Raw genomic sequence first — 21,390 nt, 5'->3', positions numbered from 1 at the left:
GCCTATAGAGTACAGGCTGCCTGTCTTGCGTGACTAGACAAGCCAAAAAGGAGGAACCTTGATGCGGTCTCACTGGTACGTACATCGCAGTGTGTTACTCATAACAAATGTGCTCCTGAGTTTGCTCGGCATCGTTTCCCCGAGCCAAGCCGAGGGTCCACCCGCAGTCGTACGGATTACCCCGAACCTGGTCCACATTGAACCTGGGAAGGTACCCCAAGTCATGAGTATGACCGTGAAGATTGTCGACCCGGCAGATCATTTTGTGGTGGATATGCAGACCCAGGGCGAGCCCGTACAGTGGTTGCCGCATGCGGCGACAGGAGACGGCTACTATCGCTATGAAGTGTGGGTGACCTGGCAGGACAATCGTACGGTATCTATCGTTTCACGGTTCGTAACGGACGTATCGAACTGCCGGGTCGACAACTCCGTGATCGGACTGATCCGATGGAGGCGATTGTCGAGTCCATCAGTGGTGGAAAATACACGTCATGGTGGATTCCGCGAGAGAATAGTCAATGAGGAGCTATCTGCATGCTCGACGCCGTGCTGCAAGGTCAAGCCGTTCTGAATGCCCTTACCGTTGCGTTGCGGATCTTTGCTTTCGCACTGGCACTCATCGTCATCGGTGGGCTTGGGCTCTTTCTTAGTAGACGACAAATACGTGCGAACTGGCTGCGGCGTATTGCCCTCGGGGTGTCTGGGCTCGTGGGTATCCTCGGGATACTGCTGCTAGGAGTCGTCGCATACGGCTTCGCGTCTGCGTACTATCAGGCCCACACCCCGATTGCCCTCACTCTTGATTTTCGCGATGGGGCTCGTTTTGACGCCTTCACGCGCATCAAGGAGAATGCGTGTGGCACAACAAAGTATTTTGACACATGTTCTTTCGAAGGAAACATCGAGCTACAGCTATTGTTGCCACATGACCGCGTTATCTCGGATACCGTTCGTACCGTGTGGACTACGGGAAAGGACCAGACGGTCCAGCGTCTGTTGATTATTTCTCAGGCGTACACCAAAGCCGACGCGTTTGCGAAGGCCACAGCCTTATTGCAAAGTTGGCATCTTTCACAAAGCACTCTGAGTGAGTGGTACACAAAGGATCAGAATGAGGAGCTACGATATTTCATCTCGCAAGACTCTCTCGTCGCCGACCAGCGTGCGCCACAACTTCAGCTCTCGCTCCGGCAGATTGAAAACCCAGACTCCGCTGCCACACCGTGGTTCCTTTCTATCGAACTGCGCTGGGATGCAGCAAAGAACTAAGGCGATTTCTTGGAAAAAATATCCCGCAGTCTCTGGTGGCGGGCACAGCCCGCCCTCCGTGTCTTTGCTGGCTCTGGGTAGGGCAGGCTGTGCCTGCCCCTATCAGCAGAACATCGACATCTCAGGGAGCCTCTTTTTCGGAAATCACCTGAAGAAAGACACTTGGAGAAGTGAGATCAGGCGGAGACAGAACATCGGCAACGATACCCTTACTTCATGGGTTCGCAGACATTCTCGTCGGCTGTCGCATTGCCCACCACCACTCGATCATCAGCAAGCACACCACGCCGAGCAGGAGCCACGGCCACAAAGGTTTGCCGGTTTTTTCCAGGGAGAGCGGAGTGGGTGCAGCCAAGGAAGCGACCTGGAGCGGACGCCCGAGTCGCGACTCCTCAGCACTGCTCAGGTTCACCGCAATCTGCCGCTCGCGCCCATTCTCGACAATCGTGTACACACCTTGTTTTGCGAAAAGCGCGGCATTCCCGACTGGCAGCACGCGTTCTCCGTCCGCCATGCGAATCTGCGTTTCGGCATTACTGACCTGCAGCGATGATCCTGTATGCAAATCCAGCGGCAGTCCAGCACGCGCAGCCAACCAGCCCAAGAGATTAAGGGTAAAAATCGAGGTCGGAAGATTTTGCTTCCCCAGGTATGGCAGCAAGTCAAACCCCACCGCTGCATAGCGATATCCATCTCGTTCACCCGCAAGCACAAGCGTTCCCACTGTACCGCTCACAATCGGCGTACACCACCCAACAGGGAGCAACGCCTGCCCATATGATGGCGTTAACAATGAGAACGTCACATAACTGGTCAAAGGATGAGCTGAGGCCCACTGGGTCACCTGTGGTCGCCGAGCAGCTTTTCCCAGAGGGAACAAGGCATTCCCTTCTGGTGGAAAGACAAATGCGGCATTCGTTGCTGGCAGTGTTTCCGGAATCACCAAATGGAACAGAATCAGCGGGAACCCAGCAGCACGCTCAGGCGTGTATTCTGCCGGTGGAACACGTTCAACGCGTAGATTGGGAATTTGATTGAGGCTGTTCACGACATGAGCAGCGGGAGAAACTAACAAGAGAGGAATGGTCCGCAACGACGGGAGGACCACATAGGCTTCGTTGTCGACCGCCAATCCATCGTCCACCAACAACCGTGCACGGTACGTCGTCGCTAGCGGCACGCGTGCAAAGGAAATCTCCGATCGTTCGTGTTTCATCAGGGGTTGAGAGAGCAAGACTTTCCCGGACTCTGCATCTTCAAGATTGACACTTCCGCTCATCCCCCGTTCAAGTCCAGCAATCGTTATCGTTGCTGAGACATCATCGGGAGCAAAGGGGCTGCGATCGACGTGAAACGCTGCGACGGAGACATTGGCCTGCACCGAACCAATAGTGTGTACAGTAAGGGCATCGATCTCTCGCGCTATCGCTAGCGGGCGGTCAGTAAAGAAGACAACGCGCTGAAAATGTTGCTCTTTCAAGAGTTGAGAGAAGAATGCCGAGAGGACCTCATCGCTCACATCTGGCATGTCTGTCACCGTTACCGCTGCCGCTTGTTCGTGGACTCGGGAAGTTGTCTCACTTGACGTCGCAATCAAGGTTGGAAAAGGCGTAGTCACAAAAAAGCTGACGGTATCTTCGCTCGAGAGAGAAGCAATGGTATCGAGCGCCTGTTGTTGCGCCACTGCAAACACGCTACTGCTCGTCGCCGAAGAATGAGCTTGCATGCTCGCTGAGGTATCAAGCACAATTGCGACTTTCTCACCTCGCTGATGCAGAAATGGCTGCGCTGCAGCAGCAATCAACAGCAACAACAATAACAGTTGGAAGAAAAAGAGCGGTGAAAGTCGCAGCCTTCCCCACAATCGGCGTTGTGCCGCTGGCGGAAGACCTTGATAGAGGAACACTGCAGGTACCACTAACCGCTGTGCACGTTCCCGAAAGAGATACGGTATGAACAGCAAGGGAAGAGCATACAGCCATTGCCATGCCGACGGGGAAAGAAAGGAGAAATCCATACGTTCGCTCTCCTTGTCTTGATAGAGCCGAACACGGCATCGAGCAATGGCCTCATCAGCAGCGTCTCCAATTTTCCCGTGTTTAGCGCTTTCCCCATGGCAGACCCATTCGGAGTTTCTCCAGTAGAGGTAAAGGTTCGCTCCTATACGTCGATGACACAAAGGACAAGAGACTGGGGCACGAACGTGACATTAAAGCCATCGCACCAGGTGTGAATCTGTTCCCTCGATCTCGCCAGGGGTGGGCCATATGAATGAAGCGTTTCCATTATCACTGCTCATTACGCAGTTCTTCCGAGGTATCGAAACACTGGAAGGTCGAATCGGTCTGACAAACAATTGCAGCGGCGTACAGAGGATGACGGAGCACCATCTCTCCCTCAGGTGAAAACACGCATGCCAAGACTGAAAAACATTCCGATCCGGGAAAAACTCCAGCTCTTCGCTATCGTGCTCCTCTTTGCGCTCGGAGCAGTTGGACTCGTCGGCCACCAGGGGATTGAACGTGTCAACAATAACAGTGCGCAACATCAACTCTATTTTACGGCAGCCCAAGACATGTTGCAGATCGATATGGCTCACGATGAGTTACGAGCCATCGCTTCCCGCGCCGTCCTCTTAGCGGAACAGCTCGACGCAGAAAACAAGCAACATCTTCAAACGGAACTGCGGGGGGCCGTAGATTCGGTTACCGTTCATCTCACCGAGCTACTGACGCTGCCATTATCTGCTGAGGTCACCCACACACTCACTCTCGTACAACCGCCGTTGGAGAAATACGTTGCCAAAACGGAAGAGGTCGTCGCACAGGCTGTCAATGGCCAAAGACGAGAAGCACGGGCCGCACTGGAGGAACTTGAACAACAGTCTCTCCAATTGCGCGCCAGTTTAGCGATGTTAGATGATAGGCTTGAGGTAGAAGTCTCGGCGATTAAGGCACGGAGTGAACTGATTGCCACTTCTGCAAAACGGACAGCGCAAGGCATTTTCTTTTTTTCGCTACTCCTGACTTTCGCGCTGGGATTCTTCCTCGCCCGCTCGGTGACAAAGCCGTTACTCGACCTGACCAGGGTCGCAACTCATATTGCGTATGGCAACGTCGAACAGCATGTCCCACACGAGTCGCGCGACGAGATTGGCGATCTGGCCGCGGCATTCCGGGCACTCATCCTTTATTTCCGGACCATGGCGAGCGCTGCCGATGCCATCAGTAAGGGAAATCTGGCTATCCACGTATCTGCGCACTCTGAACATGATGTGCTCTCGCATAGTTTCGTGCGGATGATCGGGACGCTCCGAGAGATGAGTGGCCAGATGCAGCACAGCACTCGCGTCTTAGCGTCTGCCATTGAGAGGATTGTTTCATCAATGCAGGAGTTAGGGGCTACTACTACCGAGACCGCAACTTCGGTCGCCCAAACCGCTACAACGATCGAGCAGGTAAGGCAAACCGCAGACGTCTCCAATCAAAAAGCGCAAACCGTTGCAGAAGGCAGCAAACACACGCTACAAGTCTCTCAAGACGGGCAGGACTCGGTCAGTGAAGCGATCAGCGGCATGCATCACGTCCGAGAGCAGATGGAAGTGATTGCCAACGGCGTCGCCGAACTCGGTTCACAAACAGAGATGATCGATAGCATTATCACAACGGTCAATATCTTGGCAGACCAGTCGAATCTTTTGGCGATCAATGCCGCTATCGAAGCGGCAAAAGCTGGTGACGCAGGAAAAGGGTTCCGTGTCGTCGCTCAAGAGGTACGGGGTCTCGCCGAACGGTCCAAACACGCGACGGCACAGGTACAACAGATATTAACCAACATTCGTCGAGCGGCGGCCCTCGCAGTCGGAGTCACGCGGCAAGGCTCTCTCTCTGCAGATCTGGGTGCACAGCGGTCGCTCCAAGCTGGGGAATCGATTCATGCACTCGCACAGAATGTGACTGAGTCCGCTCAAGCCATGACGCAGATTGCCGCTTCCAGTCAACAACAACTCATCGGACTAGCGCAAGTCACGACCGCCATGCACGAGATCAAACATGCGAGTTTACAAAACGCAGACGGGATTCGGCAGGTGCAAGCCGCTGCGCAAAATTTGCAAAATGTTGGACGGGTACTCGCTACGTTAGTCGAACAATTTGTTCTGCCCGCAAGTGAAGAACACGTGACAGAACCCCCTCCTGCCACAGCGTTGCCCTCCTGACTCCGACCACTCGACCTGAGAAGGGGTGCACTGTCTGACAAGCCAGCAGTGGCACGCATCTTTGCGTTCGTTGTCAGTGGCAATCACACCAACAAACCTAACGTGGGCAACTCGCGTAAGACGAACGCTTGCAGATCCTGAGCCGTCGTCAACAATGCGTGATGGACTCCGGTCTGATGACAAAAGCTACGGAGAGCGCGATTGTGAGCGTCGAGTCGCCGGAGATATTCCTTCTTCGCTTCCGCGTCAAATCGCACTAACACCGACTCGCCACTTTCACTATCTACCACGTTGACACCTCCGGCTTGCACCGGTGGATCAACTTCTTCTGCACTGAGGACCTGGATGACAGCAATATCAAAATTGGCTGCGCGTAACAGGTTGAGCCCAGTTTGATACGTGCTCGAAGGGAACAAAAAATCAGAGAGCCAGATCGCTTTCCCAGGGCGATGCACAGTCTGGAGGTGCCGGGCGAGCGCAACAGGCGCTTCAACTTTCCCCCCTGGGCTCCGAGCCTGGAGAAACGCCGCGATATCAAACATCCGCGGACGTCCGCGAAAGAACGGCGTCGCTTGTGCCCCTGTCTGAGTACTGAGCACGTGCAGTTTCACTGCATCATCGTTGGCAAGGACAACGTACGCTAAAGCCAGCGCCAAATCACGCGCTGCTTCATACTTGCCACTCACGGCAGGGCATGCCATCGAGGCACTCAGATCGAGGAACAACGACGTATAGAGTTCTTCTTCTTCCTGAAACAACTTTATGTAGACACGATCAGTCCGACTGTAGAGTTTCCAATCGATATAGCGGAGATCGTCACCTGGTGTGTAGTGACGGTAATCTGCAAACTCAAGGCCTGCGCCACGATGCGGCGATAAGTGACTGCCCGGGCGGTTGCCAAGGTACTGGCGGCGCGCACGGATCCGCAGCGTCTCAAGGCCAGCAAGAAACTGGGGAGTAAAACGGGAGGGAAGCACACTCTTTTTTTCGGCCATGCGTAGCGAGCTTAGCAGCCGGGAGGATGGGAGGGAACGGCAACGCTACATGACTGGCACAAACGCACTCGTACTCCCAGGCGTCAGGCAACGATGCGTTCGCCATCGTGCAGCAATCGTGACATCCGCTTCATACATCGGCAAGAGTTGGAGTGCTAACGGCGCCAGCTCCCCAGCACGATATCCTTCATCTGCTGACAACAGCGCAAGTGGTGCCACAACCCAGGGCAACGCACACGCAACAATTTGTTCATGGCGCATGCGGCGACTGAGCCAGTTCTCAAGTTTCGGCTGGACTTTTTTCATACTGCGCGTCAGCCACTCCATTTCCGTAATGGGGAGCACCTGACCGGCGCCATCTTTCCCCGCGAGAAAAGCGACCTCTCGTATGTACGCTGGATACGCTGGCGGGACAGTCTGCAACTCCCCACGGTCCGTGATCTCAAGCGTTTGAAAGTCTTCAGCATCGAATGTCATTGCCAGAGCGCAGGTACGGTATGGCACATCGCTCACAGTATCCCGCCACGGATAGTACGTCCCTTTGAGATCACAACAATCCCTCACCACCAGGACTCGTTCGACGTTTAACGGATAGGGACCTGAATCAGCACTGCCAACTCGTGCTCCAGCATGCACGCGAATGCTGTAGTCATCGAACGCCGAGAGAAACTGAGACAAGCGAGAGCGAATCATAGGGTCGACCGGCACAAGCACTTCATACAATTGCTGGACGGTCGTCGGCGGTAAGAAATCATTCGTCGCACCGGCATCACTATTATCCAAGCGACCGTCGCCACGATGGGCAAATGCTAGCCGACGCCAGAAATCAAGCACTAAAGCAATATCGTCCGCGTGTGCACTGGCTGACACTTGACCAAAGTCAATGAGAATCTCCCGACCAACCAAAAAGTGATACCCCAAGAGCCAGATTGCCAGTGGGGACACAGCCGAGCCCACGCTTTTCCCGCGCTGGGCAATGGCTTCAGGCGTAGTTCGTTTCAGCGTACGACGGACGGCATCTGGCAGAGCGAGAAAGAGATGCGTCGTCGCTAAAGTCACGGCCTGATTATGAAGTGGGTGGTTCGAGGTCGAATGAGGTTGTTTGGCTAAAGCAGCACGGAACTTTAGCCCCATACTCCAAATGAGCTGATTGAGTCCACCAAGGTCCGCCACGCGTTCGCAACACCTCTATTTCTGGCTTAGCGTACTGTATGCCGCGCGGTCAAGCCAGTGGGGACTTTGGGGCGCAATCGGGTCACGGAACATTCGGACAGTTGGGGTGGCGTGCGCTGTGCGCACGATGCGCTTGCTAGCTTTGATTCCCGTGCGCATGGCGCACGCGACGGCCTCGCCGGTGACAATCCCACGTGTACCAATCTCGGGTGGTTGGATTGCGAGGCTGGAGGTTAGCGTCTCGGTACAAGCATACGAATTTCAAGGGGTTGTCGCCCTGAGAAGGGGAACACCGAAGAATCTCGCAGGTGGACAGTTCCCTATTCACGCCTTTTTTCACCGGTTGCCTCCTGTTTCTGCCATTTTCCCTTTTAGTCTAGCTTGCTATAACAGATAGTCAGGTTGGAGAGACTCCACTTCACAGAATAGCAGGGAGGCATGATGCAGCGGATCTTCCGTCTGGTTGTAGACAAATCTTGGCTCGTCCTGGCGGTTATCTTTGTGTTGACTTGTTTCTTTGCCTATCACGCTCAGCATATCCGACTGGATGGCTCTGTCGAACGGCTGCTGCCTGAGAATGACCCGGATAATCAGTACTATGCCGAAGTCCGAGAACTCTTCGGCAATGACGAAGTCGGTGTCATGGCAGTTGTCGCCGACAACATCTATGCCCCAGAGGTATTACAAAAGATCCAGCGCCTCACTAAAGAAATCGAAAAAGTCGATGGCGTCGCTAGTGCTCTCAGTCTCGCCAACGCAGTGGACCCGGTCGTCGATGTTACCGACCCGCCATTGCTCATGCCGCAAGTCCCGGCAACTCCAGCCGCGGCAGCGGCACTGCAAGCCACCCTCGCGGACCGTCCGGTGTACCTCAAAAATCTCGTGGCTCCCGACGGGCGCGCAGCCGCAATCAATATCTTCTTCGCTGAAATGACCAGCGACGAGTTCATGCGCCGTGGCGTTGATGACGCAATCCAGAACATTGTCGACCGGGAAAACGCCACCGCAACACAAGAGCAGCGCTCGGAACGGTGGTACTACACCGGCCTGCCGCACTTTAAGGTGTATTCCACAAAGGTCATGCAGCGTGACTTGCTACGCTTTGTCCCGCTGATGTTGCTGTTTATTGTTCTCGTCCTCTTCTTTTGTTTCCGCTCGTTGCGTGGCGTGTTGCTCCCGACTCTGACGGTAATCGTGAGCCTCATTTGGACCCTTGGGATCATGGTTCTGCGAGGGGACGCCCTGAGTCTGGGCAGTATCGCCCTGCCTCCCTTAGTGTTGGTAATCGGCGTCGCCTACTCGCTCCATGTGGTCGCTGAGTATTACGAGCTGGCACGCCCAGACCGCTCGCCCAAAGATGTCGTGTTGGAGACATTACAAACGATCAACACGCCCGCGCTCATGGCCGCACTCACCACCGTGCTCGGGTTTTTCTCACAAACGCTCAATCCGATCGTCAGCATTCGCGATATGGGTATCTATGCGTCGCTCGGTATCACGCTGGCGTTCGTCTTCTCGTTAGTCCTAGTACCGGCACTGCTGGCTTTGCTCCGCCTCCCCAGTCGACACTTCGACACTTCTGCTTCCGGCCTCAGTGCGAAGTTGCAGGGACTGACGAATGCTGTCATCCGACAACGACGCACGATTATCACTGTCTGTACACTGATCACTCTCCTTGCGGCGTACTATATTCCCAAAGTTGAAGTGAACTCCGATTTTCAGTCGTTCTTTCGCTCCTCAGACCCTATTCGCCAAGCTACCGATATGGTGAGTCGGAACCTCGCCGGGAGCATGGCGTTCAATGTCGTTATCGATGGAACAACCCAGGATGTGATGAAGCAGTGGGAAACGCTACGACGCATACGTACGTTGCAAGAGGCCATTGATGCGCTACCAGGAGTCGACAAGACGGTATCTTTTGTCGATTACTGCTTGCTTATCGATCGTGGCGTACAAGAGGGAGGTGGCAGCATCGAGGTCTCTCCTGATGGAGAAGTCGTTGAACCATCGACACAACCTTCAGGCCCCAAAACAACCTTTCTCGACAACCCCGAACAACTGAAAGGAGTGATGCAGCTCCTCACCGGGCGACCAAAAAGTTTTGCCCTCGTGGTGAACAAGGAATTCTCGCGCACCAACATTCTGGTACGGACGTCACTTTCACGGTCAAATGACATCGCGGCAACGACCGAAAAGATTCGAACCCTCGCTGCGGAGATCCTTCCTCCAGAACTCAAAGCCCGTCCAACTGGCAGCATCATTCTTTTGACAAAAACTACTGGTGATATTGTCAGCGGGCAAGTGCAAAGTTTAACCCTCACCGCAGTGGTGATTTTCATCCTTATGGCAGCAATGTTTCTCTCGGCGCGGGTCGGAGTGATCGCCATGATTCCCAACCTTTTTCCCATCGTGATCTTCTTCGGACTGATGGGCATTACCGGCATCGCGCTCAACTTCGGGACGAATATTATTGCGTCAATTGCCCTGGGGTTAGCCGTTGATGACACCCTGCACATCATGTGTCGGTTAAGTTCGGAAGTTCGGAATACTGACAAAGAAGGAGAGGCCCTCAGCGAAACCTTATCGACGGCGGGAAAACCTGCGCTTTATTATTCTGGACTATTGCTGTTGGGATTTCTCACCCTTGGCACCTCGGGTTTCGTCCCCATCCAAGAATTCGGCTTGCTGTCAGCCGCGACAATCGTGATCGGGGTCGTGGGTGAGTTGTTGCTCTTACCTGCGCTCCTGGCGACTACGCGTATCATTACAGTGTGGGATTTGCTCAATCTCAAACTTGGCCAGGATCCCCATAAGACGATACAGTTGTTTGACGGGTTACGACCACTCCAGGCGCGGATCGTCACACTTATGGGGGAACTGAAAAAGTTTCCCAAAGGGCAACACATTATCCGCACCGGCGACACTGGCAAGGAAATGTATCTGCTCTTAAGTGGTGGTGCAGACGTTATCATTAACCCGACGACCCAAGCGAAACGGGTACGTACGCTACAACGGGGCGACGTGCTCGGCGAAATGGCGCTGATTGATGATCATGTCCGTACAGCAGATGTCGTCGCCACGGATGAGGTCGAGGTCCTGGCGGTGAACGAGCGATTTCTGAATCGCATGCAGCAGCGCTATCCACGCATCGGTGCCAAGATTTTTCTCAATTTAGCCAAGATTCTTAGTACACGCTTGCAAGATGCGCAGCGACCGACGGCACCAAGACAGTAGAAAGGAAGGGAAGCCCAGGAAAGGAGAAAAAGCAATGAGGATTGGAGAACTGGGAAGAAAGAGTACAATAGCCAGGAATCATGAGGAATACCGACATGGATAGGCGATTACAGCGTCAGCAAGGAATGACCCGTGTCATCCGCTTGCATCAAGATGACGGTGATTGCGATAGAGAATTCTGGCGGACTGTTTCCCCGCATGAGCGCCTAGCACTGGTCTGGGACATGGTAGTAGAAATGCAGGCGTGGCGAGGGAAGGATGGCAGTGAACCCCGACTTCAGAGATCTGTTTGCCGCGTTGAACGACGCCAACACTCTAGAGAAAACGCACCCAGATGAGGATTCCAATGTAGAGTTCCTTCCCCCTGTTAAGAGGGAAGGCTAGGATGGGGGTCGAAGGCGTAGATCAGTATTTTGCTGCCTCTGTCGTCACCCCCTTCCTGACCTTCCCCCATGACTGGGGGAAGGAACCTGTACGTCTGGCACCACATTTCATTGTCACGTTTCTATAGTTGCGGTTTCTATGCTCCGTCACCTCCACATCAAAAACCTCGCACTGATCGATGATCTCGAAGTTTCGTTCGACGAAGGCTTCAATGTCATCACTGGAGAAACCGGCGCAGGCAAAAGTCTCCTCATGCAAGCGCTGGGACTCGTCGTTGGTAGTCGCGCAACCGCCGACCTCATCCGTCATGAAGCGCAAGAAGCGAGTGTCGAAGCTGTCTTTGCCATTGATGACGAACGGATCGCTCGTCTCGTAGAAGAAAGCGGCTATACCAACGACGACGAACTCCTGGTACGGCGCATCATCACTCAGAATGGGCGTGGGCGCGTATATCTCAACGGTGCCGTCGCAACGGTTGCCGTTCTGCGCCAACTCGGCGAACGCCTCATGCATATCTACGGTCAACATGAACAACAAGTGTTGCTCGAAGCAGAAGCAGCGTTAGGGCTGCTCGATGGCTTCGCCAATCATGTATCGCAATTACGTGATATGGAGGCGCGTTATTCTACACTGCGCCAACTGTGGTCCCGATTGCAGGCGTTGACTCAAGGTAAAGAGGCAGCCCAGGCACGACGCGAGTTGCTCCGGTTCCAGGCTGAAGAAATCAAACGTGCGGAACTGCAGGTCGGGGAGGATGACAACCTTCGACAAGAAAAATTGCTACTGGTGAATGCAGAAAAACTGGCACAAGGAGTGAGTGCAGGAGAAGAACTGCTGGTCGGTGGAGAAGAAGCGGTCACTGATCGTCTGGGGCGGTTACTGACGCGACTGCGTGAGTTAGCCCGTATCGATACGAGCCTCGACGAGATTGTCGCATTGGTCGAGAGTAGTGTTGCACAAGTTGAAGAAGCGGCTCGGGCACTGCACAAATACGGCGCCCGTGTTCGTCTCAATCCAGATCGCTTAGAAGAAGTCGATGCCCGGTTGACTCTGCTCTCGCGTCTGAAACACAAATACGGTGGCAGTATTGAGGCAGCACTCGCGTTGTATGAATCAGTGACGAAAGAACTCCAGCAGCTCGAAGGCGGCGAAGAAACATTGAGTGAATTGCGACAAGAGATCGAGAAAGCAGCAACGGCGGCATGGGCGTGTGCGCGAGAGCTTTCACAGCGGCGTCGAGCCTCCGCACAGACCCTTGAAGCCAACATGAAAAAGGAGTTGGCCAAACTCGGCATGAAAGGTGCCACCTTCAGCGTGCGCTTTCTGGAAGCGTCTGACGATGAAGATAGTGAACAAAACGGAACCCCGTTTAACCGAGGCAGTCAACGTCTGCATGCAACAGGTTGTGATCAGGTCGAATTTTACCTCTCTGCCAATGTCGGCGAGCCACTACGTCCGTTGGTACAGGTCGCCTCTGGCGGCGAATTGTCGCGCCTGATGCTGGCGTTGAAAGCGTTGAGCGCGGCTGCAGGAGAAGCACCGACCCTGATCTTTGACGAAGTCGATGCTGGCATTGGTGGTGCCATCGCCGAAGTTGTCGGTCGTCGCCTCAAAAGTCTCGCCAAACAGCGTCAGGTGTTATGTATCACTCATCTGCCGCAGATTGCTGCCTTCGCCGACCATGCCTATACCGTCGTCAAAGCCACGACTCGTGGACGGACCACATCGTCAACAAAAAAGCTGACCCAAAGTGAGCAGTTACAAGAAATTTCCCGCATGCTTGGTGGCGTCGAAATTAGCGCTGAAGCCCGGCGGCATGCGAAAGAAATGTTGGAGGGAGCACGGCGGGGATGACAACTCTAGAAACGGAGAATCGGAGACGGGGAGAGTCGGAGAGAAAAAGAACGTCAAAATCCCCGATTCTCCGTTTCTAGAGTTGTTCACTCGACCGCTTGTATTTCCCCTCCCTTAGGCACTAAAACAGAAAAAGGGGGTCGCATGGACTTTTCGTTCTCACCCGAAGAAGAACAATTCCGTCAAGAACTGCGTCAGTGGTTGAAAACCAATCTCCCCGAAGGTTGGGGAACACCCTCATACAAAGCACCAAAGGGCGAAGGGCGGCTGGCGTTTCTACGCGACTGGCAACGCAAGATGTACGATGGCGGCTATGTCGGCTTGTCCTGGCCGAAAGAGTACGGCGGCCGTGGCGCGTCGATGATCGAAATGGCCATCTTCAACGAAGAGATGGCCAAAGTAGAAGCACCAGGCCCGCTCAACGTGCTGGGGCTCAGCATGGCTGGACCAACGATCATCGTGCATGGCACAGAAGAACAGAAAAAGCGCCACCTGCAAAAAATCCTTAACTGTGACGAAATCTGGTGCCAAGGCTTCTCCGAACCAGGCTCTGGCTCTGATGTCGCTTCGATTCGCACCAAAGCGGAACTACATGGGGATGAGTTTATCGTCAACGGACAAAAAGTGTGGACCACGCTGGCGCATGTCGCCGATTGGTGCATGTTGCTGGTTCGTACTGATCCTGACGCGCCCAAGCATCGTGGCATTTCGTATATTCTTGTCGATACGAAAAGCCCAGGCATTACCGTACGCCCATTGCGGCAAATGACCGGTGAGTCCGAGTTCAACGAGATTTTCTTTGAAGACGTCCGAGTACCGCGGGCCAATTTAGTCGGCGAGCTGAACAATGGCTGGGGTGTTGCATTGACCACGTTGATGAACGAACGTGGTACGGCGTCGTTTGGTACGCAGGCTCGGTTTCGCATTCTCTATGAGAATCTGGTCGGGCTGGCGAAGCAGTCGTCGGTGAATGGTCGCGAGGCAACGAGAGACCCCGTAGTCCGTCAGCAGCTAGCGCAGCATCTCATTGATGTCGAGATTTTGAAATATAGCTGCTATCGTAATTTTACCCGGTTGTTGCGTGGTGGAACACCGGGACCAGAAGGGTCGATTCTTAAACTGTGGTGGAGTGAACTCAATCAACGTATGCAAGAAACCGCAATGATGCTGGAAGGCCCATACAATCAACTGACACGAGAATCGCCGTGGGCAGTCGAAGGCGGACGCTGGCAGCATCACTTCATGCGCTCGCGTGCGAATACCATCGAAGCCGGTACGTCAGAGATACAGCGCAATATCATTGCGGAACGTGTTTTGAGGATGCCGAAAGGGCGATGAAGAAGAATGAAAAATTAAAAATGTAGAATGAAAAATTATCAAAGATGGGAACAAGTTTCCCTCTTTGTTTTTCTCATTTTTCATTTTTCATTCTACATTTTTCATTCTCCGTATAGGAGTAAAAATGGACAGAGACTTAATGATTTCGTTGTATCGTGACATGATTCGCATTCGCCGCTTTGAGGAAGAATGCGCGCGGCAATACACGCGCGGTAAGATCGGTGGGTTCCTCCATCTGTATAACGGCGAAGAAGCGGTCGCCGTTGGCGCAATCTCTGCAGTCGAACCAACCGACTATATCCTTGCCACGTATCGTGAACATGCCCATTACCTGGCACGCGTCGGCGATATGAATGCAGCAATGGCTGAGCTGTTCGCTAAGGCAACCGGTTGCGCAAAAGGTCGGGGCGGGTCAATGCACTTTTTCGATACCAGCAAGCGCTTCATGGGTGGCCATGCCATCGTTGGTGGTCATGTACCAATTGCTGCAGGTATTGCTTTCGCGTCGAAGTATCGCGGGGAGCCCGATGTAACGTTGTGTTTCTTTGGTGAAGGCACCGCCAACATGGGAGCGTTTCACGAAGGGATGGCGCTTGCGTCACTGTGGAAACTGCCAGTGATTTTCATCTGCGAGAACAACCTCTATTCAATGGGCACGCCGTTGTATCGTACGCTGGCAGTTGAAGACATTGCTGTCCGCGCCAAAGGCTATCCGATGGCGCAAGAGATTGTGAACGGAGACGATGTCCTGGAAGTTCGTGATGTTGTTCGTCGTGCAGCAAAGCGCGCGCGAGCCGAGAGTCTCCCGATCCTCGTCGAAGCCAAGACCTATCGTTTCCGTGGCCATTCGATGTCCGACCCAGCCAAGTATCGTACCAAAGAAGAAGTCGAAGAGTGGATGAAACGAGATCCGATTCGCATCCTCGCTGATCGGATCTATGAGTTGGGCATCGCTAACGAAGCCCAGCTTAAAGCCATCGACGAGCAAGCCAAACAAGACGTAGCCGCTGCGGTAAAGTTTGCTGATGAATCTCCAGTTCCTGATCCAGCGACACTGTTCGATGACGTCTACACCGAAACACCACACGCAGGCGAGTCGGAGAAAGTCGTTCCGCTACCACGGCGGGCACGAGCGTAACGATTGCGGATTGTAGATTGTGGATTGAGAGGAGAGACTCAGGTCTCAGGTCAAGGATTCTCCTACTGACTACTGACTACTGACTACTATTTTCCATAGGATACTACTATGCGAGAGATAACCTACCGTGAAGCCCTTCGTGAAGCCATGAGTGAGGAAATGGAGCGCGACGAGCGCGTGTTTTTGATGGGTGAAGAGGTCGGCCATTACAACGGCGCGTACAAAGTTTCGGAAGGTATGCTCGATCGTTTCGGTGAGCGTCGCGTCGTGGATACACCGATTGCCGAGACTGGTTTTGCTGGCATCGGTATTGGGGCAGCGATGGTTGGTTTGCGCCCGATCATTGAGTTCATGACCTGGAACTTCTCGTTGTGTGCTTATGATCAACTCGTCAATAACGCGGCTAAGTTACGCTATATGTCAGGCGGGCAACTTTCGTTGCCGATCGTCTTCCGTGGCCCCGGCGGTGCGGCGCACCAGCTTGCCGCGCAACACTCACAAGCAGTGGAGAGCTTGTACGCATACGTTCCGGGTTTGAAAGTTGTCGCACCGGCTACACCGTACGATGCCAAGGGACTCCTCAAAACCGCCATTCGCGATGAGAACCCAATCGTTTTCATTGAAGGCGAGTTACTCTATGGTCGTAAAGGCCAGGTGCCGGAAGAAGAGTACACCATCCCGCTCGGCAAAGGCGACGTCAAGCGCGAAGGCAAAGATGTGACGATCGTCGCGTGGTCGAAGATGGTGCAAGTCGCACTAGATGCGGCGGCTGAACTGGCGAAATCAGGCGTCGAAGTCGAAATCATCGACCCACGCACGATCCGCCCACTCGATGAAACACTCATTCTCCGCTCAGTGAAGAAAACCAGTCGCTGTGTGATCGTCGAAGAAGGCTGGCCCTTTGCTGGGGCAGGAGCTGAAATTTCACATCGCATCATGACCGGAGCGTTTGATTACCTCGATGCACCAGTCACACGAGTAACAGGTGAAGACGTGCCCATGCCGTACGCTAAGAACCTCGAACAGTTAGTGTTTCCTAATGTCGAGAAAGTGATCAATGCCGTTAAAGGTGTGCTGTATCGACCATAGGGAGGCCCTCCTCGCGATCGGGATTCCCTAGCAACTTGAGTGTATTGTCCCGAATTCTTCATGCTAACAACTCGCCTCCCCAACAATATCACAAGCCGTTTACGGCTACCGTTAATCGCTGCGCCGATGTTGTCCGTATCAGGACCAGACTTAGTGATCGCGGCATGTACAAGTGGCGTGACCGGCGCGTTTCCCGTCGCCAACGCTCGCACAATTGAAGGGCTACAAGCATGGTTGCAGCAAATCGAGTCTGCGCTCCACACTGCGGCTGAAACGCATCCTGAACAACCACCAGCACCATTCTGCCCTAACCTGATTATCAAACGGACAGAAATGAAAGCTGAACTCGCTTGTTTAGTTCAGCATCGTATTGAGATGGTGATTACCAGTGTTGGGTCACCTGCAGAGGTGATCAGTCCGTTGCATGACATCGGCTGCCTGGTATTTGCCGATGTTGCGACCTTACGACATGCTGAGAAAGCGCTTGCCGCAGGAGTCGATGGCCTTGTGCTCCTCACCGCCGGTGCAGGTGGCCAAACCGGCTGGATGAATCCCCTCGCCTTCGTGCGCGCTGTGCGTCAGACGTATAACGGCCCGATTATTCTCGCTGGTGGCATCTCAGATGGGTATGCGCTATGGGCAGCAGAAGTGATGGGCTGTGATTTGGCGTACATGGGGACAAAGTTCATTGCGACAGAGGAAAGTCTTGCAGTCTCCGAGTATAAGCAAATGCTCGTCGCATCGAGCATGGATGATGTTTTGTTGACACAAGCGTTTACCGGCCTGGATACCAACATGCTCAAGCCATCGATCATTGCTGCGGGGCTCGATCCAGCCACTCTCCCCGCACGCGCGTCTGCTGAGGAAGCAGCAAAGAACTTTAGTCACGAAGCGTTACGTCCCGGTCCACGTCGCTATAAAGACATCTGGAGCGCTGGCCATTCGGTCTCAGGCGTCACTCAGGTTCAAAGGGCTACTGCTCTTATTGAGCAGACGTGGCAGGAGTATCAAGATGCTCAGGCGCAGACGGAACGGTTATTGCGGCCCTAAAGAAGTCAGTCACAGAAAGTTTGTGAATATCGTTCAAACACGGGTTCCAAACTCTGACAAACAGTAGCGTGCGTGCGTGTCATTACGAAGCGCCAGAGGCAAGGAAGCACTCGCTAGTGAGCCGAAGAAGAAGGGGGACTAGTAGTCAGTCATGCTGATTCTGAGGGGTAAACGTAGTGGCGTCATTCCCGCGAAAGCGGGAATCCAGGGAGGTTAAGTCGCGGCCCCTGCTTGAAGATCCTGGATGTCCGCCTGCGCGGGCATGACGAAATCGACCCTCAAATTCAGTGTGACTGACTACTAGTACGAGGATCCTTTGGCATCCGCGCGCGAGGCAAGGGTTCTGTCTCAGTGAAAATTAATCGCCGCCGAAATGCGATCGGGCTTTCGGCCAAGAGTAGTGCTTTGAACCCTTCGATGGTCGTTGTGAAGTAGGGACGACGCAGAAATCGTGCGGGCTGTTCTGTCCACGATGGAATCGGCAAGTTCCACCGACGAGCGAGATGCTCACCAATTGCTCCAAGCGAGGCGTGTTCTCTGCTATCTGATACCTCTGGCGGGTCGTCGACAAGACAAGCAGCTGCATCACCGCCTTGCTGTAACGCTCCGTAAAACTCGTCGAGGAACTCACGCAACAGGAAACTGAAGTCTTCTCCAGCATTACGGCGACGAGCGACTTCGGCCAGAGTACATGGGTGTGGCATGACGTTCTTCCTCAGCATACAGCCGGAAACGCTGCGCTTATTCCGGCCTACGTCGAGGCTTGATACGTCAAAGTGAGGATTGCTGGTAGCAGACAGGGATCTGCTGTTCGCCAAGGAGCCAAGCAAAGGCAATGCGTATCATACCAGCCAGAGTCTCAACTCATGGCTCAGTCGCTTTTACTGACCGTACTCGTAAGATCCCTCTCTTTGGTTGCAGCCAGCCTTCAATCACAATTGGGCGATCGTGCATCTCTGGTGCTTGCAGTAACCGCAGCTCTTTTTTTTCTGCAAGGAAACGTAGTCCTAACCCAGGAACACGACGGATTTGCTCTTGTGCCCGATAGGCGGAAAAGACGGCTTCTACGTGCGACACGCGAAAGACGTGTGGGCGTTCATCGATCCATACTCTGAGCACTGGGAATGCTGAGGGTGGGGCTTCTTTGACGAGCTCTAAGACTCCAGTCAGTCGGACTAAGGGAGTTGGGCGAACGTCTGGAGATATTCCTTGCGCAAACGTTTGTCCGGTCGCACATAGGAAAAAGCAGAGTGCAGCAAAAACGATCGTGGCCACGTGCTCCCTCAAATCTCTGCCGGAAACGCTGCGCTTATTCCGGCCTACACTTTTCATTGACTCCGAGACGCTCAGACTCCTAGACTCCCAGACTCTTAGACGCATTATCGTTTTCTCAACGGCGCCTACGGCACGGCTCGTGGCGATACCAATACAACCTATACTCCCGCTATACTCCTGCATCTTACGCAGCAGGGAGAGCGAGGATATAGGCGAGAAACCAGTGACCAGCATAAGAAGAGAGAAACAGGAAGTAAACATACATGGTGGGACGTCATAGCTCACTACTCGATGTGATAAACAGGATATACAGAGATCAGAATGGTCTCTTCATTCCTAAGAACCTGTTGCACGACCTGCTGTAAGGCCGTGGTATATTGCTCAAGTAAGAGCCGATCCTTCTCCCACAAGAAGGGCGTATCGGTGAAAAGGATATTGATCTTGTCAGGCAAGATAGAGCCAGCAGTCGAACGATACTTGCCTTGTGTGGAAGTCACGGTGCAACCGCCGAAGGTATAGCTTAATTCATCGCCTAACTCCTCCAAGAGACGACCGTAAAAGGATCCGGCAGATCCGGAATGAAAAGCTCAATGCGTATCTTTTCTAATAGCGCCAATGAGCTTCTCTTTGCGTTTGGGAAACGCTTTAACTCGATTCAAGGCTTCTTCTCGGCTGATCTGTTCACGCTCAGGGCGTTCGATTTTGACTTTCGGATTCGCAGCTCTCATGATTGTCCCTCTCGTAAATTATGCAGGAGAAGGAAGAAACATAGCAAGACCGGGGCAGAGAAGGACACAAGAAGCAACCATTAAAACCTATTCTAACTTTCTGTTTTATCTAACCGCTGCTCAGTTACGCATTTGCACCCCACTCTATGAAGGCAAATAGCGAATACGATTTATCCACTCCTCAGCCTCAGTAAGAAACCAGATGAGGAAGAGATCCTCAACAACGGTGGCAATCAATAGACAAGTGTTGTGGGACGATAAGCACACCGGGACAAGAGGTGTGAACGATAAATTCTGCAAAGTGCCGTGGCATGGTTTTCTGATCATGCGACACAAGCACTCGTCCCTCTCTCGCTGCTATAGCTAAAACCTCTGGATCTTTCCGACCTGCTAGGTCTGCTGCATTTGCTGTCAGGAAGTCGAGACTAGGTTCTCGACGAGTCGTCGCCAATACAGTGATTTGATTGAGATCGGCGTCAGCTTGAAACCGTATCTTCATGAGCCGTGCCCTGACGTTGACGCTTTGCGTCCGCGAGCTTTTGATAAAACATCGGATCTGCCGCCCGCGCGGCTTGGCGAAGGGTCTCGAAGTCTGCTTCCCCTTGTTTTAGGTATGCGTCGATTTCGGTGCGATGCCCGAGATAGAAGGCAATCGCCCCATAGACTTGCTCAAGCGTGAGCACTGGAAACGATTGCGCGATACTCTCTGCGGTTTGCCCATCAAGAAAAGCATACACAATAGAGTCAAGGGACACTCGCGTTCCAGTGAGGCGATAGGCTCCGTCGATTTGAGAGACGTATTCTTTGCTCATATCCGTAGACTCCTCGCTGCTAACTCCTAACATAGAAACTGAAGTGAGAACATGCAGCACTAACTGAAATCGAGCAGAAAGCTACACCGCAAACACCCCGCGGTACAACACGACCATCTCCATGAAAGCTTGGTCAGTCGCCTCGGGATCGTAGCGCGGGCCTTCGTCGCGCATGAAGGCATGCGCTGCCGTATAGAGTCGTTGTGAAAATGCTGTACCACTCGCTTGCAATGCGGCTGCAATAGTAGCACGCCCTTCTGCTGGAATGTGGGGATCAAGTGTTCCCCATACCAGCAAGAGTTTACCGCGGATTTCGTTGGCTCGTTGCAGTGATCCGGCATCGGCATCTTTACCTAACTTGCCGTTATGGATGCCAGTGCCATAGAAACACACCGTTGCTTTGACCTCTGGTTGGAGTGCCGCACGAAATGCCAAGTGCCCACCGAAACAGAATCCTGCAGCGCCAATTCTTCCTGGTGCCACTGCAGGGTGTTGAGCGAGATAATCCAGCGCAGTCCGACAATCCCGATCAAATTCTGCAGCCAAAGTTTTCGTCGCGTTATCTAAACCGCGGGTGCGTCCGGCATCATCGAAGGGAATCACCGCGCCTGCTGGCTCTGTGCGATGATAAATTTCCGCGGCTGCTACCACAAATCCATAACTGGCTAGGCGGACACACGATCGTAACATTGGCCCGGTCAACTGAAAAATGTCCGAATAACAAAGAATCCCTGGGTAACGGCCCGCAACTCTGGGCGCAGCAACGAAGGTACGCATCACCGTTTTCTCAGCCGGGATGTCCACGTAGTCAGTGGTCACAACCATGAATTTT

17 protein-coding genes and 1 pseudogene are annotated in these 21,390 nt (G+C 53.5%); 9 read left to right on the top strand and 9 right to left on the bottom strand.

What is annotated here, in order from left to right:
- Positions 1 to 61 precede the first annotated feature (61 nt).
- Positions 62 to 574 (top strand): hypothetical protein, encoded by a 513-nt coding sequence (locus FJ147_01280; protein MBM4254509.1) that lies wholly within the window; start codon positions 62 to 64, stop codon positions 572 to 574.
- Positions 538 to 1,272 carry a hypothetical protein gene (locus FJ147_01275; GenBank protein MBM4254508.1) on the top strand — a complete coding sequence of 245 codons (735 nt, stop codon included), beginning with the start codon at positions 538 to 540 and terminating at the stop codon, positions 1,270 to 1,272. Before FJ147_01280 ends, FJ147_01275 begins: the two co-directional genes overlap by 37 nt.
- A 214-nt stretch (positions 1,273 to 1,486) precedes the next feature.
- Here the strand turns inward: FJ147_01275 and FJ147_01270 are convergent, their stop codons facing one another.
- Positions 1,487 to 3,289 (bottom strand): hypothetical protein, encoded by a 1,803-nt coding sequence (locus FJ147_01270; GenBank protein ID MBM4254507.1) that lies wholly within the window; start codon positions 3,287 to 3,289, stop codon positions 1,487 to 1,489.
- A 396-nt stretch (positions 3,290 to 3,685) separates the two neighbouring features.
- Between FJ147_01270 and FJ147_01265 the strand changes: the two genes are divergently transcribed.
- The gene (locus FJ147_01265; protein ID MBM4254506.1) at positions 3,686 to 5,488 is read left to right on the top strand and encodes a methyl-accepting chemotaxis protein; all 1,803 of its coding nucleotides are present in this window, start codon (positions 3,686 to 3,688) and stop codon (positions 5,486 to 5,488) included.
- Between the two features lie 83 nt (positions 5,489 to 5,571).
- On the opposite strand, the gene FJ147_01260 is transcribed toward FJ147_01265, so the two are convergent.
- Positions 5,572 to 6,483, bottom strand: coding sequence for a DUF58 domain-containing protein (locus FJ147_01260; GenBank protein ID MBM4254505.1), 912 nt, complete (start codon positions 6,481 to 6,483; stop codon positions 5,572 to 5,574).
- 45 nt (positions 6,484 to 6,528) lie between these two features.
- The gene (locus FJ147_01255) at positions 6,529 to 7,656 is read right to left on the bottom strand and encodes a hypothetical protein (protein ID MBM4254504.1); all 1,128 of its coding nucleotides are present in this window, start codon (positions 7,654 to 7,656) and stop codon (positions 6,529 to 6,531) included.
- 438 nt (positions 7,657 to 8,094) lie between these two features.
- Between FJ147_01255 and FJ147_01250 the strand changes: the two genes are divergently transcribed.
- From FJ147_01250 to FJ147_01225, 6 genes are all read left to right on the top strand, one after another.
- Positions 8,095 to 10,890, top strand: a complete 2,796-nt coding sequence (locus tag FJ147_01250) for a cyclic nucleotide-binding domain-containing protein (protein ID MBM4254503.1) — start codon at positions 8,095 to 8,097, stop codon at positions 10,888 to 10,890.
- A gap of 522 nt (positions 10,891 to 11,412) precedes the next feature.
- Positions 11,413 to 13,128 (top strand): DNA repair protein RecN, encoded by a 1,716-nt coding sequence (gene recN / locus FJ147_01245; GenBank protein MBM4254502.1) that lies wholly within the window; start codon positions 11,413 to 11,415, stop codon positions 13,126 to 13,128.
- Positions 13,129 to 13,272: 144 nt separating this feature from the next.
- The gene (locus FJ147_01240) at positions 13,273 to 14,466 is read left to right on the top strand and encodes an acyl-CoA dehydrogenase (protein ID MBM4254501.1); all 1,194 of its coding nucleotides are present in this window, start codon (positions 13,273 to 13,275) and stop codon (positions 14,464 to 14,466) included.
- Between the two features lie 124 nt (positions 14,467 to 14,590).
- A complete protein-coding gene (gene pdhA, locus FJ147_01235) occupies positions 14,591 to 15,604 on the top strand; it encodes a pyruvate dehydrogenase (acetyl-transferring) E1 component subunit alpha (protein MBM4254500.1) in 1,014 nt (337 codons plus the stop codon).
- Between the two features lie 108 nt (positions 15,605 to 15,712).
- Positions 15,713 to 16,693, top strand: coding sequence for a pyruvate dehydrogenase complex E1 component subunit beta (locus FJ147_01230; protein ID MBM4254499.1), 981 nt, complete (start codon positions 15,713 to 15,715; stop codon positions 16,691 to 16,693).
- A gap of 60 nt (positions 16,694 to 16,753) precedes the next feature.
- A complete protein-coding gene (locus FJ147_01225; GenBank protein ID MBM4254498.1) occupies positions 16,754 to 17,743 on the top strand; it encodes a nitronate monooxygenase in 990 nt (329 codons plus the stop codon).
- 284 nt (positions 17,744 to 18,027) lie between these two features.
- Here the strand turns inward: FJ147_01225 and FJ147_01220 are convergent, their stop codons facing one another.
- The 6 genes and pseudogenes from FJ147_01220 to FJ147_01195 all read right to left on the bottom strand — a co-directional run bounded on the left by FJ147_01220 (position 18,028) and on the right by FJ147_01195 (position 21,383).
- Positions 18,028 to 18,447, bottom strand: a complete 420-nt coding sequence (locus FJ147_01220) for a hypothetical protein (GenBank protein ID MBM4254497.1) — start codon at positions 18,445 to 18,447, stop codon at positions 18,028 to 18,030.
- 160 nt (positions 18,448 to 18,607) lie between these two features.
- A complete protein-coding gene (locus FJ147_01215) occupies positions 18,608 to 19,018 on the bottom strand; it encodes a hypothetical protein (GenBank protein ID MBM4254496.1) in 411 nt (136 codons plus the stop codon).
- A 284-nt stretch (positions 19,019 to 19,302) separates the two neighbouring features.
- Complete coding sequence (locus FJ147_01210) at positions 19,303 to 19,515, bottom strand: hypothetical protein (GenBank protein MBM4254495.1); 213 nt, start codon at positions 19,513 to 19,515, stop codon at positions 19,303 to 19,305.
- Positions 19,516 to 19,890: 375 nt separating this feature from the next.
- Positions 19,891 to 20,245, bottom strand: a pseudogene (locus FJ147_01205) (hypothetical protein).
- Positions 20,223 to 20,558, bottom strand: a complete 336-nt coding sequence (locus tag FJ147_01200; GenBank protein MBM4254494.1) for a DUF433 domain-containing protein — start codon at positions 20,556 to 20,558, stop codon at positions 20,223 to 20,225. The pseudogene FJ147_01205 and the gene FJ147_01200 overlap by 23 nt, the downstream one beginning before the upstream one ends.
- A gap of 81 nt (positions 20,559 to 20,639) precedes the next feature.
- Positions 20,640 to 21,383, bottom strand: a complete 744-nt coding sequence (locus tag FJ147_01195) for a dienelactone hydrolase family protein (GenBank protein MBM4254493.1) — start codon at positions 21,381 to 21,383, stop codon at positions 20,640 to 20,642.
- Positions 21,384 to 21,390 lie beyond the last annotated feature (7 nt).

Source organism: Deltaproteobacteria bacterium, from assembly GCA_016874775.1.
Classification (GTDB): domain Bacteria; phylum Desulfobacterota; class Binatia; order Bin18; family Bin18; genus VGTJ01.
Note: the sequence above shows the minus strand (reverse complement) of the source record. Positions and strands in the feature narration are given on the sequence as shown.

What these genes read in the sequence shown, in the direction of transcription:
- FJ147_01200 (MBM4254494.1), bottom strand. Translation starts at nt 20,558, where the DNA reads ATGAGCAAAGAATACGTCTCTCAAATCGACGGAGCCTATCGCCTCACT.
- FJ147_01260 (MBM4254505.1), bottom strand. Translation starts at nt 6,483, where the DNA reads ATGGCCGAAAAAAAGAGTGTGCTTCCCTCCCGTTTTACTCCCCAGTTT.
- FJ147_01250 (MBM4254503.1), top strand. Translation starts at nt 8,095, where the DNA reads ATGATGCAGCGGATCTTCCGTCTGGTTGTAGACAAATCTTGGCTCGTC.
- FJ147_01240 (MBM4254501.1), top strand. Translation starts at nt 13,273, where the DNA reads ATGGACTTTTCGTTCTCACCCGAAGAAGAACAATTCCGTCAAGAACTG.
- FJ147_01280 (MBM4254509.1), top strand. Translation starts at nt 62, where the DNA reads ATGCGGTCTCACTGGTACGTACATCGCAGTGTGTTACTCATAACAAAT.
- FJ147_01220 (MBM4254497.1), bottom strand. Translation starts at nt 18,447, where the DNA reads ATGCCACACCCATGTACTCTGGCCGAAGTCGCTCGTCGCCGTAATGCT.
- FJ147_01265 (MBM4254506.1), top strand. Translation starts at nt 3,686, where the DNA reads ATGCCAAGACTGAAAAACATTCCGATCCGGGAAAAACTCCAGCTCTTC.
- pdhA (MBM4254500.1), top strand. Translation starts at nt 14,591, where the DNA reads ATGGACAGAGACTTAATGATTTCGTTGTATCGTGACATGATTCGCATT.
- FJ147_01270 (MBM4254507.1), bottom strand. Translation starts at nt 3,289, where the DNA reads ATGGATTTCTCCTTTCTTTCCCCGTCGGCATGGCAATGGCTGTATGCT.
- recN (MBM4254502.1), top strand. Translation starts at nt 11,413, where the DNA reads ATGCTCCGTCACCTCCACATCAAAAACCTCGCACTGATCGATGATCTC.
- FJ147_01275 (MBM4254508.1), top strand. Translation starts at nt 538, where the DNA reads ATGCTCGACGCCGTGCTGCAAGGTCAAGCCGTTCTGAATGCCCTTACC.
- FJ147_01195 (MBM4254493.1), bottom strand. Translation starts at nt 21,383, where the DNA reads ATGGTTGTGACCACTGACTACGTGGACATCCCGGCTGAGAAAACGGTG.
- FJ147_01230 (MBM4254499.1), top strand. Translation starts at nt 15,713, where the DNA reads ATGCGAGAGATAACCTACCGTGAAGCCCTTCGTGAAGCCATGAGTGAG.
- FJ147_01225 (MBM4254498.1), top strand. Translation starts at nt 16,754, where the DNA reads ATGCTAACAACTCGCCTCCCCAACAATATCACAAGCCGTTTACGGCTA.